Source organism: Cohaesibacter marisflavi, from assembly GCF_900115225.1.
Classification (GTDB): domain Bacteria; phylum Pseudomonadota; class Alphaproteobacteria; order Rhizobiales; family Cohaesibacteraceae; genus Cohaesibacter; species Cohaesibacter marisflavi.
Genome location: NZ_FOVR01000010.1, coordinates 76,255 through 92,468, shown reverse-complemented (window position 1 = coordinate 92,468; position 16,214 = coordinate 76,255). Strand labels below are relative to the sequence as shown.

Annotated in this window: 14 protein-coding genes and 1 other RNA gene; 5 read left to right on the top strand and 10 right to left on the bottom strand. The window is 55.1% G+C overall.

The features are described 5' to 3' along the window. Positions 1–119 precede the first annotated feature (119 nt). Entirely contained in the window at positions 120–1,073 is a 954-nt protein-coding gene (gene miaA / locus BM258_RS16830) for a tRNA (adenosine(37)-N6)-dimethylallyltransferase MiaA (protein WP_244544742.1), read from the bottom strand. Between the two features lie 48 nt (positions 1,074–1,121). Here miaA and serB point away from each other — a divergent pair, with 48 nt between their 5' ends. After that, positions 1,122–2,015, top strand: coding sequence for a phosphoserine phosphatase SerB (serB, locus tag BM258_RS16825; RefSeq protein ID WP_090074264.1), 894 nt, complete (start codon positions 1,122–1,124; stop codon positions 2,013–2,015). A 104-nt stretch (positions 2,016–2,119) separates the two neighbouring features. On the opposite strand, the gene BM258_RS16820 is transcribed toward serB, so the two are convergent. From BM258_RS16820 to BM258_RS16790, 7 genes are all read right to left on the bottom strand, one after another. Further along, entirely contained in the window at positions 2,120–3,487 is a 1,368-nt protein-coding gene (locus BM258_RS16820; protein WP_244544741.1) for a Do family serine endopeptidase, read from the bottom strand. Between the two features lie 342 nt (positions 3,488–3,829). After that, positions 3,830–4,291: a hypothetical protein gene (locus BM258_RS16815; RefSeq protein ID WP_090074263.1), complete on the bottom strand. Its 462-nt coding sequence runs from the start codon at positions 4,289–4,291 to the stop codon at positions 3,830–3,832. Positions 4,292–4,456: 165 nt separating this feature from the next. Next, positions 4,457–4,642, bottom strand: coding sequence for a DUF2065 domain-containing protein (locus BM258_RS16810; RefSeq protein WP_090074261.1), 186 nt, complete (start codon positions 4,640–4,642; stop codon positions 4,457–4,459). An 83-nt stretch (positions 4,643–4,725) separates the two neighbouring features. Continuing rightward, positions 4,726–5,736, bottom strand: coding sequence for a protease modulator HflC (gene hflC / locus BM258_RS16805; RefSeq protein ID WP_090074259.1), 1,011 nt, complete (start codon positions 5,734–5,736; stop codon positions 4,726–4,728). A gap of 2 nt (positions 5,737–5,738) precedes the next feature. Beyond that, positions 5,739–6,878: an FtsH protease activity modulator HflK gene (hflK, locus tag BM258_RS16800; protein WP_090074258.1), complete on the bottom strand. Its 1,140-nt coding sequence runs from the start codon at positions 6,876–6,878 to the stop codon at positions 5,739–5,741. A 367-nt stretch (positions 6,879–7,245) separates the two neighbouring features. Further along, complete coding sequence (locus BM258_RS16795) at positions 7,246–7,773, bottom strand: dihydrofolate reductase (RefSeq protein WP_090074256.1); 528 nt, start codon at positions 7,771–7,773, stop codon at positions 7,246–7,248. Positions 7,774–7,784: 11 nt separating this feature from the next. Further along, on the bottom strand, positions 7,785–8,579 hold the full coding sequence (locus tag BM258_RS16790; RefSeq protein ID WP_090074255.1) for a thymidylate synthase: 795 nt from the start codon (positions 8,577–8,579) through the stop codon (positions 7,785–7,787). 132 nt (positions 8,580–8,711) lie between these two features. Here BM258_RS16790 and ssrA point away from each other — a divergent pair. The 4 genes from ssrA to BM258_RS16770 all read left to right on the top strand — a co-directional run bounded on the left by ssrA (position 8,712) and on the right by BM258_RS16770 (position 10,331). After that, positions 8,712–9,083, top strand: a transfer-messenger RNA (tmRNA) gene (gene ssrA / locus BM258_RS16785). Between the two features lie 145 nt (positions 9,084–9,228). Next, positions 9,229–9,816, top strand: coding sequence for an SspB family protein (locus tag BM258_RS16780; RefSeq protein WP_090074253.1), 588 nt, complete (start codon positions 9,229–9,231; stop codon positions 9,814–9,816). 42 nt (positions 9,817–9,858) lie between these two features. Next, positions 9,859–10,071, top strand: a complete 213-nt coding sequence (locus tag BM258_RS16775) for a DUF4169 family protein (protein WP_090074252.1) — start codon at positions 9,859–9,861, stop codon at positions 10,069–10,071. Between the two features lie 11 nt (positions 10,072–10,082). Continuing rightward, complete coding sequence (locus BM258_RS16770; protein WP_090074250.1) at positions 10,083–10,331, top strand: ribbon-helix-helix domain-containing protein; 249 nt, start codon at positions 10,083–10,085, stop codon at positions 10,329–10,331. Here the strand turns inward: BM258_RS16770 and BM258_RS16765 are convergent. After that, complete coding sequence (locus BM258_RS16765; protein ID WP_090074248.1) at positions 10,325–14,398, bottom strand: AsmA family protein; 4,074 nt, start codon at positions 14,396–14,398, stop codon at positions 10,325–10,327. The two genes, BM258_RS16770 and BM258_RS16765, sit on opposite strands and share 7 nt — an antisense overlap. 384 nt (positions 14,399–14,782) lie before the next feature. Beyond that, positions 14,783–16,204 carry an FAD-binding oxidoreductase gene (locus BM258_RS16760; protein ID WP_090074247.1) on the bottom strand — a complete coding sequence of 474 codons (1,422 nt, stop codon included), beginning with the start codon at positions 16,202–16,204 and terminating at the stop codon, positions 14,783–14,785. Positions 16,205–16,214 lie beyond the last annotated feature (10 nt).

Below are 16,214 nucleotides of genomic sequence, written 5' to 3'. Positions count from 1 at the left end.
AATCGCTACAAGCTTTCCGTTCGTTTCGCGAGGCACGTTAGTCTCTCAATCCGGCAAGGTCAACCCGTTTTGCCACAATTTTTGGGAATGCTCGCAATATTAGACCAGTTTCCCACCCCCTATTTTTTCATTTCTATCAAAAAATGGGCAATCGCATCCTCTGCGGTGTCAAAAAGGGGCCAATCTGACATCTGATTGCGGATCCAGGTCATCTGTCTTTTTGCATAGCGACGTGTATCCCGTTTGCACAGGCGGATGGCCTCTTCATAGTCAAGATGCCCCGCGTCACAGTCCGCCAGATAGGAAACGCCGATCGCCTTCATGGCGGGAAGGTCCGGATCAAGCCCGAGGCTGGCCATATGAACCGCCTCCCGGATGCCCCCCAGCTCCACCATCTGATCAAAACGCGCCTCGATTTTCTTGTAAACCAGATCGCGCGGCGGACAGAGCGCCAACTTCATGGCCCCTTGTGCAATGGCCGGATCGTGGCGCAGCACAGGATTCCTTTGCCATTCGAGCAGGGACTTGCCTGTCGTATCGAGAATTTCCAGCGCCCGCAGGATGCGCTGCCCGTCTGCGGGTTTGAGGGTGGCTGCCATGTCCGGGTCGCGTTCGGCAAGGATCGCATGCAGCGCTTCGGGGCTCTGCAACCGGTCAAGCTCGCTCTCCCAGTGGGCCCTAATGGGGTCGGGCACATCAGGCACCACATTGAGCCCCTCAAGCAGGGCTTTGAAATAGAGGCCCGTGCCACCAACCAGAATGGGACATTGCCCCCTTGCCCTGACATCTGTGATGGCAGCCACCGCGTCGTCAAGCCAGCGCCCCACGGAGTAGCGCTCGGCCGGGTCTACATAGCCATAGAGCCGATGCTCCACGTCTCCCATTTCTTCAGGCGTAGGGCGGGCTGAAAGAATAGACAATTGGTCATAAATTTGCATTGAATCGGCGTTGATAATCACGCCATCAACGATTTGTGCAAGCCTTAGTGCAAGAGAAGACTTGCCGCTGGCCGTTGGCCCAGCTATCAACACCGCTGACGGAGCCGTTGCAATCTGTGTTCCGCTATCAATCACGCGAGTTCTGTAGCCTCTCGATAAGAGGTTCCCATTTTTGGAGCTGTCATGTCCTTCACCCTGACCCTCATTAGCGCGCCAGCTGACCCAGCCGTCAGCGCCGATCTTGTGGCTGAAGTTCAATCTATCATTCATGTCGATACAGATTTTACCTGGCTGATGGAAGGGGTCGCCTGTGATTTTGTTATCCCGCATCACCCCGATTATGCGAATTTGCGCGCCGAGCTGTTCGCCGCCCTCGGCGGGGCTCCTGTCGATGTAATCTTCCAGCCCAGCAAAGGCCGCAAGAAAAAGCTGCTGCTGGCCGATATGGATTCCACCATGATCCAGCAGGAATGCATCGACGAGCTGGCGGATGAAGTAGGCCTGAAGGAAAAAGTTTCCGACATCACCGCACGCGCCATGCGCGGAGAGATCGAATTCGAACCCGCACTCAAGGAACGCGTTGGCCTGCTCAAGGGCCTCAGCCTTGATATCGTGGACAAGCTGTTTGCCGAGCGCATTACCTTCACGCCCGGAGGCAAGGCGCTGGTGCACACCATGAAGGCCAACGGGGCCTATTGCGCGCTGGTCTCGGGTGGTTTCACCCATTTCACGTCACGCGTGCGCGAAATCCTCGGGTTTGATGAAGACCGCGCCAACCTGCTGATTGAAAAAGAGGGCCTGCTAACAGGCGAGGTCGGCATGCCCATTCTGGGCAAGGATGCCAAGCTGGCCCGCCTCAATGCCCTCATCAAAGAACACGAGCTGGCCCCTTCAGAAACCATGGCCGTTGGTGACGGCGCCAACGATCTGCCGATGATCATGAGTGCGGGTGCTGGCGTTGCACTGCATGCCAAGCCCAAGGTGGCCGCACAGGCCGAGTTCGTCATCAACCATGGCGACCTGACCGGCCTTCTGTTCCTACAAGGCTACAAGGCCGAAGACTTTGTGCTTGCCTGAGCATAAAGTGAGCATGACACAATCAAAAACAGCATGAAGGGGCCATTCGGCCCCTTATTCATTTCTGTCACCCTTGACCGCTCGGCTTGCGGAAAACACGCCTCTCAGTGCAGCTGACCTTCGGCTTCGACATCCTCAAGCTTGATGGAGACAAATTCCAGCTCTCCACCATCAGGCTTGGCCACGAGAAACAGCAGGGTCTTCTTGCCCTCGGCCTTCAGACGATCAAGGCGCTCAATCAGATTGCTGGGCGAAGAGACGATTTCCTGATTGATCTCGACGATGACCATTCCAGCCTCGATCCCCTTGCGCTCGGCGAGGCTCCCTGCCTCGACATCGGACACCACAACGCCCTCCACATCATCATCAAGATGATGCAGCCGCCGCACATGTGCGCTGAGCCGTGAAAGAGACATACCAAAGAGCGTTGCCCCATTGGGGGCCATATAAGGCTGTTGCGCCGTCTTGCGCTCTTTTTCCGATTGTTGGGCAACGATCACCCTGCGGCTCAGAATTTGCCCTTTGCGGGCGAACTCGACATCCACTTCCTTGCCAGCTGGCGTATCGGCAACCAGACGCGTCAAGTCGCGCACCCGCTCGATCCGAGTGCCATCATAGTCCAAAATGACATCGCCGGATTTAAGCCCCGCTTCAAAAGCTGGTCCGTCCTTGTCTACCCATGTAATGAGCGCCCCGCGCACTTCACTAACGCCCAGCCCCTCTGCCAGATCTACAGACAGCTCCTGAATGCGAACCCCAAGCCAGCCACGCCGGGCCTCGCCATAATCAAGAAGCTGCTGCACCACCCGCTGGGCGATATCGGAAGGAATGGCAAAGCCCAATCCGATGGAAGAGCCGGTGGGCGAGATGATCGCCGTATTCACCCCGACGACATTGCCATACATGTCAAACAGCGGGCCGCCCGAATTGCCACGGTTGATCGCCGCATCCGTCTGGATGAAGTCATCATAAGGTCCGTTATTGATGATCCGGTTGCGCGCCGAAACAATGCCGATGGAAACCGATCCGCCAAGCCCGAAGGGGTTGCCGATCGCCATGACCCAATCGCCAACGCGCAAATCTTTCGCACCACCGAAAGAGACGGTCGGCAGCGGTTTGTCAGCATCGACCTTGAGCAGAGCCAGATCCGTCTTGCTATCATACCCGACAAGCTCGGCGCGATAATTTGACCCATTGTGAAATTTGACATTGATCCGGTCTGCTTCCGATATGACGTGATAGTTGGTCACGATCAACCCTTCGGCACCGACCACGAATCCGGACCCCAAAGACTGCATGCTCCGCTTGCTGTCCAGCTCGGGGGAGTCTTCATCAAAATAGTCATCGAAGAATTTCTTGAAGGGCGACCCATCCGGCACCTTGGGCATGGGTACCGCCCCTTCAGCAGCGACCAACGAAATGGTAGAAATATTGACGACGGCGGGCGTCAGGCGCTCCGCCAAATCAGCCACACTCCTTGGTCCGCGCCGGGTTTCATGGGATGCACTCTGCGTCGCTTGCTGGGCGGAAGCAGAAGCAACAAGGAACAAAGACAAAAGAAACGCCAAAAGGCAAGCCAAGCTCCACCCTCCGCAGCCTTTATGCTGCAGCTTCGAAGCAACGTGCAAAAGAGTCATGACCTTTTCTTCCCATGCAAGGCAAATCAGCCCCGCTTCCTGCAAATCCAGATCCCTTGAAGGACATCATACAGTATCAGGAAAAAATTAAGCCTCATTGAACGGACAAGTAAGTCCTCCAGCAAGGCAAGATGCTTACCGGTCTGCCAATCTCATCCCGGAGATTTGCGCCATGACTTATCTGCAGCCCTTGAATGCATACACATTGACAGGCATGGCCAAGCTCTCGAACAAGTCGTCTGGTCGCTCGATATTCCATTGCGCCATGGTGTCAAACTGCTCATCATCCATTTTCAAACTGGCCAATGTCTGGCGCAAATGCGCGAATACATAGTATTTGATGCTATCCCCTTCCTGAACAGTCTCGACAGGAATATCGATCGGTTCTTCCTCGGTGGTCTGAACGCTCATCCAGCACACGGATATACCATTGGAGCAGCCCTGTTCGGCTTCCAGTGTCCAGACAAGATGGCCCGCGGTATGCATTTCGAAAATGAACGGATCGACAAGACCATTGGTCTTTAGCACATGCTGGTTGCCGTCATTGTCCTGAGCCTCGAAAATGGCCCCATTCTCACATGTTTCTGCGAAAGCTGGTCCGGCGAGAAACAGCGAAGCGGCGATGAAAAAACGGATCATGATTCTCTTCCTTGCGCACTGGTGGGCAAAGCCCCCTCCCAGCGAAAAACCCGGTGGCTTTAAGCCTTAAAAGAAGACAGGCAAGGGCGCAAGAAAGAAGAGAAAGAGGGTGGGAATTAGCGGCAACCGAGCAGATGTTTCGGTGCATTGTAAAGAGCAGACCATTCAGCCGCGGATCATCCAGACAAGCAGAACCCCGAACACCATGGCAACAAGCCCACCGATTCTGAGATTGCCGCCGGGGATTGTCGCGACTTCGAGCATCATGCGCTTCATGCTGCGCGGCATAGCGGCCCATAAAAAGCCCTCAATCACGAAGACCAGACCGATAGCAGCTAGAAAATCCGACATATTGCCCTCTTGGTGCCTGAAAGTGGCAAGGCTTGCGCGGCACGCCTAAGCTGTTCCGCGCAAGCCAATATCTAATGAAGGTCTCAGTTGGTCGAGACCGCAGGATCTTCTACAACATCCGGAGCAACGCTTGGGCTAACAGCCGGAGTGGCGGCGACATCATTGGAGGCTGGTGCTACCGGCTCTGCTGCATCAGAAGAAGCGTCAGCAGCCGGCGCAATCGCGGCAGGAGAGTCACCAGCATTATTGAAGTAGCTGAAGAACTCACCATCCGGCGACAGAACCAGACGCGTATCCCCATTGGACAGGCTGTTTTCATAAGCCTTCATGGTACGGTAGAACTCGAAGAAGTCCGCATTCTTGCCATAAGCAGCTGCGAAGATGTTGTTTCGAAGCGCATCACCAACACCACGCTGGATTTCTGCATCCCGTTTTGCATTGGCGATAATAACCGTTGCATTACGATCTGCCACAGAGCGGATCTGCTGGGAGAGCTTTTCACCATCGGCGCGAATACCATTGGCTTCCTGCTGACGTTCAGTCTGCATCTGACGATAGACAGCCTCGGAGTTTTCCTGAGGCAGGTCAGCTCGACGAATGCGATAGTCAACCAAAGACACCCCAAGACGCTGGGTCTTCTCATCCACGCTCTTGCGGATCAGTTCGACCAGTTCGTCACGTTTGTCGCGCACGATATCCTTGAAGGTATATTCGGCAACAACGTCACGCAGCGATGCTTCCATAAAGCCGTTCAACTGACTTTCGAAGTTGGACAGAAACTTGGCCTGACGCTTGAACACGATGGGATCGGAAATCTCATAACGAGCGAAAGAGTCTACCAGAAGACGCTTTTTACCAGAGGCGATAACCTCACGCTCGGACTGTTCCAGATAGCGCGCACGCTTGTCCAGATATTCCACGCTCTGAATGAACGGCGTCTTGAAATACAGACCCGGCTCACGCACAGCCCGCTCGATGCGGCCAAACTGGGTCACAACAGCCTGTTCATGCGGATAGATCAGGAACACCGATCCATACAACAAAACGGCGATGACAGCGGCAATAACCAGAGCAAAGACAGATTTTACAGACATGATCAGTTCCCCGCTTTCTTGGTCAGTTCATTGAGCGGCAAATACGGAACCACGCCAGAACCGCCTTCAGACTTGCTATCAAGGATGATCTTTTCGGAACTACCCAAAACTTGCTCCATGGTCTCCAGATAGAGACGCTTGCGTGTAATCGCTGGTGCTTTTTCATATTCACCAAGAATTTCGGTAAAGCGCTGGGCCTGACCACGAGCGTCCGCAACGGTCTGCTCGCGATAGGCGTTGGCGGCTTCAAGAATCTTGGCTGCCTGACCTTCTGCTTCCGGAACAACCTTGTTGGCATAGGCCTGAGCTTCGTTCTGCATGCGCACTTTGTCGGCTTTGGCCGTTTGCACATCTCGGAACGCATCAATCACCTGTTCTGGTGGCTCAACGCCCTGCAACTGAACCTGAATGATGTTGACGCCCGCATCATATTTATCGAGCATTTTCTGGGTCAGTTCACGAGCTGCCACCTGAATGGCAACACGGTCACCGGTCTGTACTTCGTCCATGGTGTTGCGACCAACGATCTCGCGCATGGCAGATTCCACAACCTGCTTGACCGCGATATCCGGGCTATCAACATTGAACAGATAGGCTTCGGGATCCTTGATGTTCCACTGAACCTTGAAGTCCACATCGATGATGTTTTCGTCACCGGTCAGCATCAGGCTTTCTTCGGGCACGTCACGCTTGCTGACGGAACCGCGCTGATTGGAAAACTCGCGAGAACCAATGGTCACATCACGGATCTGGTCAACGTTGACCGTCTCGGCGCGACCGATCGGATAAGGCAAGTTATAGTTCAGACCAGAGGTCGAAACGGCAATCGGTTCACCGAGCAGCAATTCAACGCCCAGCTCCCCTTCCTTGACGGTATAGAAGCCGGTCGCCATCCAGATTGCGACAGCACCCAGAGCCAACAGGCCAATGCCCTTGAGGCCGAGCGATCCACCGCCCGAACCGCCACCACCACCAGGGAATACCTGCTTAAGGCGCTCCTGCCCTTTGCGGATCATTTCCTCTAGATCTGGCGGATTTGGACCCTGATTCTGAGGACCTTGCCCCCAAGGACCACCATTGCGGCCACCGCCGCCGCCCCCCCAAGGGCCTCCGTTACCACCATTCTGATTGTTCCAAGGCATAATCAATCCTTACGTTAGGAACCCGTTATCTATCTTGCGACCAGCCCTCTGTCGGGCAGAGCGCAGCCTAAGACAGAAAAGTTGACCGTTTTTAAAGTCTTAGCGCATTTCCACATAGATGCTGAGATACTGCGAGCCAATCCGTGCCAGTTGGCAACCCGGAAAGCAGCTCCTCACCCGTCTCTCTTATAAAGGACACCACATTCAGGGTGCAAACGCGACTTTGGAGACAAGGTGGTTACCCCGAGACACAAAATCAAGACCAAACTGGACTTTTGGATGCAAGTCCCCTGTTTGGCGGTGCGATTTCCATGGCAAAACGGAAGAGAAGCATGCTTATCCCCTCAAAAGAGCGTGAAAGCCGACTTTATGAGGTGGCCTTTTCATATATGGCAAAGGTCATCGCCGCGCTGTCATTCTCATTCTGCACAGTCGGCTCACGCGAGACTTCAGACCATCTATCCGCATCGATTGCAGGCAGAAAGGTATCCCCTTCCGGCTCGGCATGAACATGGGTCACATAGAGCCGATCCGCCCGATCCCAGAGTGCATTATAAATAGAGCCCCCACCGATCACCGCAATCTCGTCACCACCATCTTCCAGTATAATGGCTTTGGCACGATCCAAAGCAGCGTCAATAGACGCCACGATTTCGATGCCATCGGCGTAGAAGTCGGGATCACGTGAAACGACAATGTTCGTACGACCGGGCAAGGGTCTGCCGATTGACTGGAAGGTTCGCCGGCCCATGATGAGCGGTCTGCCCATGGTCATCGCCTTGAAGCGCTTGAGATCGGAAGACACATGCCAGGGCATGGCATTATCCTTGCCAATCACGCCGTTGTCGGCAACCGCATAATGAAAAACGATCCTCGGTTCGGTGCGTCCGCCCATGCTCCCCCCCCTTAAACGGCAACAGCCGCAGCGATATGCGGGTGCGGATCATAGGCACTCAGTTCGAAATCCTCGAAGACAAAACCAAAGATATCGCGCTTGTCCGGGTTGATCGTCATGATCGGCAGAGACATCGGCTCGCGGGTCAACTGCAGGCGCGCCTGTTCAAAATGGTTGGAATAGAGGTGCGCATCCCCAAGGCTGTGCACGAAATCCCCCGGCTCCAGATCGCACACCTGCGCCACCATCATCGTGAGCAGCGCATAGGAGGCAATATTGAACGGCACACCTAGGAAAACATCCGCAGACCGTTGATACAGCTGGCAGGAAAGGCGCCCGTTGGCGACATAGAACTGGAACAGACAATGACAGGGTGGCAGCGCCATGCGATCCACGTCCGCCGGGTTCCAGGCCGTAACGATCAGGCGGCGACTATCCGGATTGGTCTTGATCTGTTCGATGAGCTGGCTGATCTGATCTATCGTGCCGCCATCGCGCGCAGGCCAAGAGCGCCACTGGTGACCATAGACAGGCCCCAGATCGCCATTCTCGTCGGCCCATTCATCCCAGATGCGCACCTTGTTTTCCTTAAGATAGCCAATATTGGTATCTCCGGCCAAGAACCACAACAGCTCATGAATGATCGAGCGCAGATGCAACTTCTTCGTGGTCAAGAGCGGGAAGCCCTTCGCCAGATCGAATCGCATCTGATAGCCAAACACAGAGCGCGTACCGGTGCCGGTGCGATCCCCCTTATCGGCACCATTGTCCAGAATATGGGCCAGCAAATCGAGATAGGTCTGCATTTTGATCCTTTCAGCCAATTTTCTTTTCCACGGTGTTACACGATTCTCGGCGCGCGGAATATGGCCAAGCAGGAAGGCAGAGGCCCCGTTGCATCAACCAGAACTGCACAATATGCGCATAGTTCTGATTTCCCACTTTAAATTTACAGGAAGCCACCCTATATTCGCGTTGTCACGCAGGTGACTATGGCAATAAATGGCCTTTGTAATAAGCCTATCGGACCCGGGGGCGGTACCCGGCGCCTCCACCAAAAGCACCGCTTTTGACCATTTTGCAAAACACGGTGTTTTTGCTGGGGGCGAACTAGGATCGACGAGGGTGTAAAGATCGTGCTTTTGCCCGGCATTGTACCACCGTTATCGGGCTAATTGAGTAGTTGCAAATGACAACTATGCAGGCTCTCGTCTCGCTGCTGCTTAAGCAGTGCGACTAGCCACTAAAGCCCTAGTCGGTATGCTCGGCTAGGCGGGGTTCGGGGGCACCTGGCAACAGAAGCCCTCACTAAGGACCTCGGGTATAAGACTGAAAGGCAACAGCAACGGTTGATATCTGACCATCCGAACTGAGTTTTCCCAGTCGTTTGCTTGACTTTCTTGATGCGCCTCAGACATTGTGGCGGCAAATTTATGTCCAATTTTTGGAGGCCTCATGAGCGAAGACCTGATCCGGTATGACATCCTTGCACAGGATGCGTTGCGCGGCGTGGTTAAAACGGTCCTGACAGAGGTTGCACGCACAGGCCTGCCCGGCGAGCATCATTTCTACATCACCTTTAACACCCAAGCGCCCGGCGTACGCATTTCGCCAAGGCTCCTGGAAAAATATCCCGATGACATGACCATTGTCTTGCAGCACCAGTTCTGGGATTTGCAGGCCAACGATCAGGCCATTGAGATTGGACTGTCCTTTGATGGCATTCCCGAAAAGCTCTATATTCCCTATACGGCGATCATCACTTTCATTGACCCTAGCGTCCATTTCTCTCTCCAGTTCGAAATCGAGATGGAAGAAGAAATCGAGAATGCCGATGAACAGGGTGAAGGCGGTGATGACGATATCTTGACGGTGCTGGCTCCCAACGACGAAGAATTCTCAATGCCAGCGGAACCTGCCGCTTCGGACGATGAAAAGGAAAGCGCCTCCGATGACGAGGACAGCACCGAAGAAGCCGACAAGGCAGACAGGGAAAAAGAAGGCGCAGAAGTCGTCTCTCTGGATGCCTTCCGCAAGAAATAACGCGCACCATTCCTTCCAGCATCAAATCGGGGTGAGGTTGCTATGGGCAACGTCATAAATCTCAGACAGGCGCGCAAAGCAAAGGCGCGCACCGAGAAAGAGAAGAAGGCCGAAGCCAACCGCGCCCTCTTTGGCCAGACCAAAGCGCAAAAAACCAAACAGCGCTTTGAAACGGACAAGCTGGAACGCCATCTCGATGGCCACAAGCGTGAGGCATTGGGCGACGCGTCTCAAATGGACGACAAGGGCGAATAAGTGGCAAGGCGATGAAAAAGCACTCCGTTACCATTGCTGGCCATCGCACGTCCATTTCTCTGGAAGATGAATTTTGGCAAGGCCTGAAGGTTTTGGCCGATAGCCGTAATAAGTCTCTGGCGGACATTATCCGCCAGATCGACAAGGACCGCGGCAGAAACAATCTTTCCTCAGCCATCCGCATCTCGGTTCTGGACTATTACAAATCCCGCATCTCTGCGCAGTTTGACGATGCCAGCCCCGATGGCGGGCCTCAATAATTCTGGATTATATAGTCCGTCGCCATATCATCATCTGAAAACGAAAACGAGCGTCCCTGCCCGAGTGAAGGTACAATCCGATCCTTGGGCAAGGTGTTGAGACGCTGCGGCAAATCAATATAATTTGCTGGCGGCAGCGCTTCTTCTGGCTGCGCCTGTGGGGTAGCGGACGGAACCGATTGCGTCGTCAGTTCATCCAACGGGCGCATAATGATGTCTCCCGCATTGATGTCAAAGGATGGCGTAGCTGTTGTTTTCTCCGATTGAGGCGCTGGCACAGGGTCCTTCTGGCGCAGGGATTCAAGCAGATCCGCCTCAGCCTTGGCTCTTTGGGATTCTTCTGTTCTTCTTGCAGCTTCCCGCTCTGCCACAGCCTTGCGTTCCGCTTCTGCTCGAGCGCGCTGTTGAGCAGCGGCATCTTCCCGGGCTTTTTGTTCTGCCCGTTTAGCAGCGTCTGCCGCTTTCCGTTTTGCCTCTAGCTCAGCCTTGCGTTGTGCTTCCTGCCTTGCAGCCTCGGCTTGGGCTCGCTCCTTGGCGGCTTGTGCTTCGTCCGCCTTTTTGGCCTCCGCCTCAGCAGCAGCCTGCTCGGCTGCCATCGCTTCCTTCTCCTTGGCTATCTGCTCCTCTTCGCGATGCTTGGCCCGCTCGCGATAAAGACGCAGTAATCGACGCATGCGGTCTTTCTCCAGAATATCGGCCTGCAAACGTTCCACGCGGTCCACTTCCCGCTCGAACGCGCGAATGGTCAGATAGCCGGTAAAGGGCGCAACATCAACCACGCGCTCGGGCGCTTCCATCGGACCGGAAAAAGCAAGCCCCACCTCGGGCTGGGCGCCGGTCACAGCATCTTCCTCATCCGGCTCGACCTTGATAGACCAATCGCCATCAAGTGTCTGATTGGACAAATCGACCACCAGATTGCCACGAGATTGGAGGATATCCGCATCGGCTTCGATATTGTTGGCGCGCAAGGCCCCGCCAGCGATGACAAAGGTGCCCTCAACGCTGGAAACCTCGGTGGAGCCAGCATCCATGTGGGAGACGAAGGTGTTTCTTATTTCCTCGTCATTCAATTCCATACCGGCATCGACTGCGCGAATAACCTGCGCAAAAGCCGACGGATTGAGATAGTTGAGCGTTGCATCCTTAAGCGTAAAGGTCCCCGTGCCGGAGAGGCCGGACACCAGCCCCGCCATGGACCGTCCCTGACTTTCGACATCGAGATTGACATCAAGCTGCCCGCGGGCAACAGAGCGTCCGTCACGCTGCCAGACGAGCGGCGCCAAAGCGGCATTTTCAACCCGAATATGGGATTTAAGAAGGGCTTCCCCTTCCACATTGTCCAGATCCAGACCGCCGCTCACCTCTCCGCCCTGCAACAAGGCCCTGAAGTCGCGCACAGACAGGCCACTATCCTGCCAGACAAGAGAGAAAGATGGTTGCTGGAAAATATAGGGCGCAGCAAGCTCAAGGCTGCGCGCCTTCACCGAGACATCCACTTTAATGGGCAGATCCTCCCCTGTGGTCACAGGCGCAATGAAGGCAAGATCAGGCCAATTGCGATCAATCGCTGTCAGCCGCCCGGCGCCAAGCACCGTTTCACCAAGCCAGATGCCATCCATATCCCCAAGCTCGACAGCACCCTTGAGCAGGCGATTGTTAACCCGATGCGTCAGGTTCAGTGCGCCCGACACAGGCTGATCGTTCCACTGCCCTTCCAGCGCATCAACAGCCAGTGCCTTGTCATCAAGGGTCAGCCCGGCCTTCAATGAAACCGGTAGGCTTTCCCCCGGATTGGTCAGAGATACGCCAGCCGCCATCAAATAAGGCGCCAGATCAGAGGTCTCGAAGGCAACCTGCCCCTCGCTTTTCAGACCATCCCGGCCATCGGGGGTAAACTGCACATCGCCATCATAGGTCAATGCACCGTCATCAGCCTTGAGCGAGCCCGTAAAGGCAGCGCCATCCGCCAGTGCGCCTTTGAGAGAGGCAGACGCGGACAGTCGAGGCAAGTCGATGAGCCCGTCGCCCAACCCCATCAGAGATAGCAACTTGCGCCCATCGGGATTATCCATGTCGACAGCAAGATCCAGATCGCCATTGGCCCAGTCTGCCAGCGCACCATCCAGAGTGCCTTTAAGGGAGGCATTGCCGCCACCAAGCGTGCCGTCCAGCTTGGCGCTTAAACCACGCTCAGCGTTGCCCCCCGAAAGGGAGAAGGAAAGATCGGCAGGCGACATGGCCCTCTGATTGCGTGCAAACCAGCCAGCAGCAGGCTGATCGGGAACCAGCCTTTCAATAAGCGCAGAAAACCCTTCCAGATCATCCGCGCTGATCTTGCCCTCGATTCGGCCATGGGGCGTGCCCGAAACATCCTGCAACAGGCCTCGTGCCGAGATCGTGGCACCCGCAAAATCGTCGACACTCAACTGGTCGATCTCAATGCTGCCCTTGGCCAGCCGCAATTTGGCGCTCAGGCTATTGCCTTCAAAGCTGCCCGACACCAGTCGATTGGTTTCAATATCAAGCGCGATATCCTGCAAAGGCGCTCTTGAACCGGAGGAATTGCTCAGCAAAAGGGAGCCAACCCCCATCACCGCATCCAGATCGATCCGCTCCGCGTCCAGATTGATGGACAGGGCATCGCCTTTGCTCTCGTCCCCCTGAGTGCCGGCATACCAGTCGATATAGCCCGTGGCGCGATCGCCCTCCATGGACAGATCCAGATCAGACACCTGAATATGGTCCGATTTGACCAGCACTTGCCCGCTAAGGTCAAAGGGCGTCAATTGGCCACTGGTCGGCGCATCATCAAGCCACCATTTGGAAAAGGCCAACGGCTGATCCGATCGGATGCGCGCTTGCCCTTCGAACCCGTTGCGTTTGCCATTGTCGTCCATCTGACGGGAAAACAGTCCCGAAAGAGAAACAATCGTCTGTCCCGGCAGGTCTGCAGTCAGTTGATCAATCTTCCATGCCGTGCCAACCAGATCCGCGTCCAACTGCAAATTCCGGATCACACCGCCTCCGAGAATGACACCGGGGACATCAAATCCGATATGTCCTGGAATGCCGGGCAGAGGCATCTCGGCCAGAGAATTGGCCAACGTCTCGATACCGTCCTGCAAATTGATCGGCGCATTGGGTCCATTGCCCAGAGCACGGTCGAAATCCAATTGACGCGAAGAAACCACCACGTCAAATCGCGGTTTCGCGCCAAAATCGATAGTGCCTGCGCCATTCAGCCGATAGGCCTGATCCACCGGACCATGGGAAAACTCGAATTGCGGCATGACCAGCGATGAGGCCGTAAGATCACTGTCCCCGCTCAAGGTCCATGGTGTGACCGAGCCTTCCAGCCCCTCAATGGCATTGGTGATGCGCGTGGTGCCGACATAATGGAGCCGCTCGTCTGCCCCTTCCTGAATGTTGCCATCCATGGCAAGGGACACAGCAAAATTGGCGGGCGTCAAAAGGCTCTTGACCCGCATGCCCTCGGCACTTGCGGTGCCGGTTGAAAGCATCAGAGAATAAGGATTTCCATCCATCCGGAAGGCGGCTTCGATCTTGTAAGGGCCGACCAGCGTGCGCGCTTCCAGCCCCCCGTTGAGCCCCGTCAGGCGCTTGCTGCGGCCGGAGCTTCTGTCGAGAAAATCAATCTGTCCATTTTCGATCCGCACATCATTCAGGCGGATCTTTTCCATATCCAGATCCCAGAGCTTACCGCCATCCTGACGCCAGTCGAACTGGCCCTGCTCGTCCACCTCAAGCTTGAGAGACGGGCTTTTCAAAGTCATGTCAACGACTTCGATCTTGCCTTGAACAAGTGGAAACAGCTCAATGCCGATATCGAATGCATCAACGGTCAGAATGGGGTTCTGCTCATCAGGCCCCACATGCACGCTTTCAAAATGCAGCCGGGGCATGGGCAGGATTTGCATGTCGGCAGCGCCCAAGACATGCACAGGCTGCCCCAGCGCTATCGTGGCCTCGCGCTCGAAAGCGGCACGATAGGATGTCCAATCAACAAATAGCGGTCCAACCAGCGCTATGACGAGCGCCAGCAAAATGGACCCACCAATCGTAAAATAGAGACTATTCAGGACCCTGCCCCCCTGGAAAACAAACGGACAAAGATCAGATCAAGAAATCCCTCAGAAGTGAATGCCCTTCAAAGCCAGTTTCAACTTTTGAAAATCACAAAACTTGCTTGCAATAAAACCGTTCACTCACACAAGAACCAACCGATCAGACCGGAAACGCCAAACTCAAGAGCATGGATGCATACCGCCCCGCCGATTTTATGACCCGACCCTTCATTCCGTTGGTAAGTCTTAAAAATTTCTTACTCCCAAATAACACTTGCACCGCCATCTGAAAAGGACAAACCAGATGGACAAGCATTGATAAGACAAAAGAAATTCAGCATCAAAGTGCCCATCATGCCCGATCTAGCCATGCTCAGGCAATATCTTGCCCGGATTCATGATATTTTTTGGATCGAACGCTTCCTTGATCGCGATCATATAGCTCAGGGCTGGGCCGAATTCCTTGGTCATATATTTCATCTTGCCCTGCCCTACACCATGTTCACCGGTGCAGGTGCCGCCCATGGCAATGGCGCGCTCGGCTAGCCGCCCAAGAAACGCATCCGCCTTGGCATGCTCTTCCGGATTTTCAGGATCGAGCAGCAGCTGGACATGGAAGTTGCCATCGCCCACATGACCCACAATGGGAGCCAGAAAACCGGTCGCCTCGATATCCTTCTGGGTTTCCCGCACACATTCGGCAAGTTGGGAAATGGGAACACAGGCATCGCTGGATACGCTCTTGGCGCCGGGCCTTAGAGAGAAGGTGGCCCAGTAGGATTCATGACGGGCCGTCCACAGGCGGGTGCGATCTTCCGGCTTGGTTGCCCACTCGAAATCGGAGCCGCCGAATTCCTCAATGATATCGGCGAACAATTCCGCCTGCTCTGCAACGCCACTGTCCGTGCCGTGGAATTCCACCAGCAATGTCGGGCGTTCTTCCAACCCCAGCTTGGAATGCAGGTTGACGGCCTTGACCTGAAGGCTGTCGAGCAGTTCAATGCGCGCCACCGGAATACCGCACTGAATGGTCATGATCACGGCATTGCACGCACTCTCCAGATCGGGAAAGCCGCAAATGCCCCCCGAAATGGCCTGCGGAATGCCGGAAAGCTTAAGGGATACCTCTGTAATAATGCCCAATGTGCCTTCGGAGCCCACCAGAAGACGGGTCAAGTCATAGCCGGCCGAGCTTTTCTTGGCCTTGCTGGCCGTTTCAATGATGGTGCCATCAGCCATGACGGCTTTGAGCGAAAGCACATTGTCTTTCATGGTGCCATAGCGCACCGCATTGGTGCCCGAGGCCCGTGTAGCGGCCATACCACCAAGAGAAGCATCTGCCCCCGGATCTATGGGAAAGAACAAGCCCGTATCGCGCAGATAATCATTGAGCTGCTTGCGGGTCACGCCCGCCTGAACCGTACAGTTGAGATCTTCGGCACAAACCTCCAGAATGGCGTTCATGCCCGAAAGATCAACAGAGATGCCGCCATAGGGCGCATTCAACTGCCCCTCAAGCGAAGAGCCCGAGCCAAAGGCGATCACTGGCACGCACTGTTCATTGCACAGTGCAACAATTTCGGAGACCTCCTCAGTGCTTTGCGCGAAGACAACCCCGTCCGGCATTTCGTTCTGCAGGCCCGTCGTGGTATGGGCATGCTGCTCGCGCAGAGCCTTGCCCATCGTGAATCGGTCCCCGAACCGTTCCGACAATTTCGAACAGACCGTATTGATGGCCTCCTCGTTTTTGTGATGTTTGAAATGGGGCTGAACGGCAGTAGACATAGAACACTCC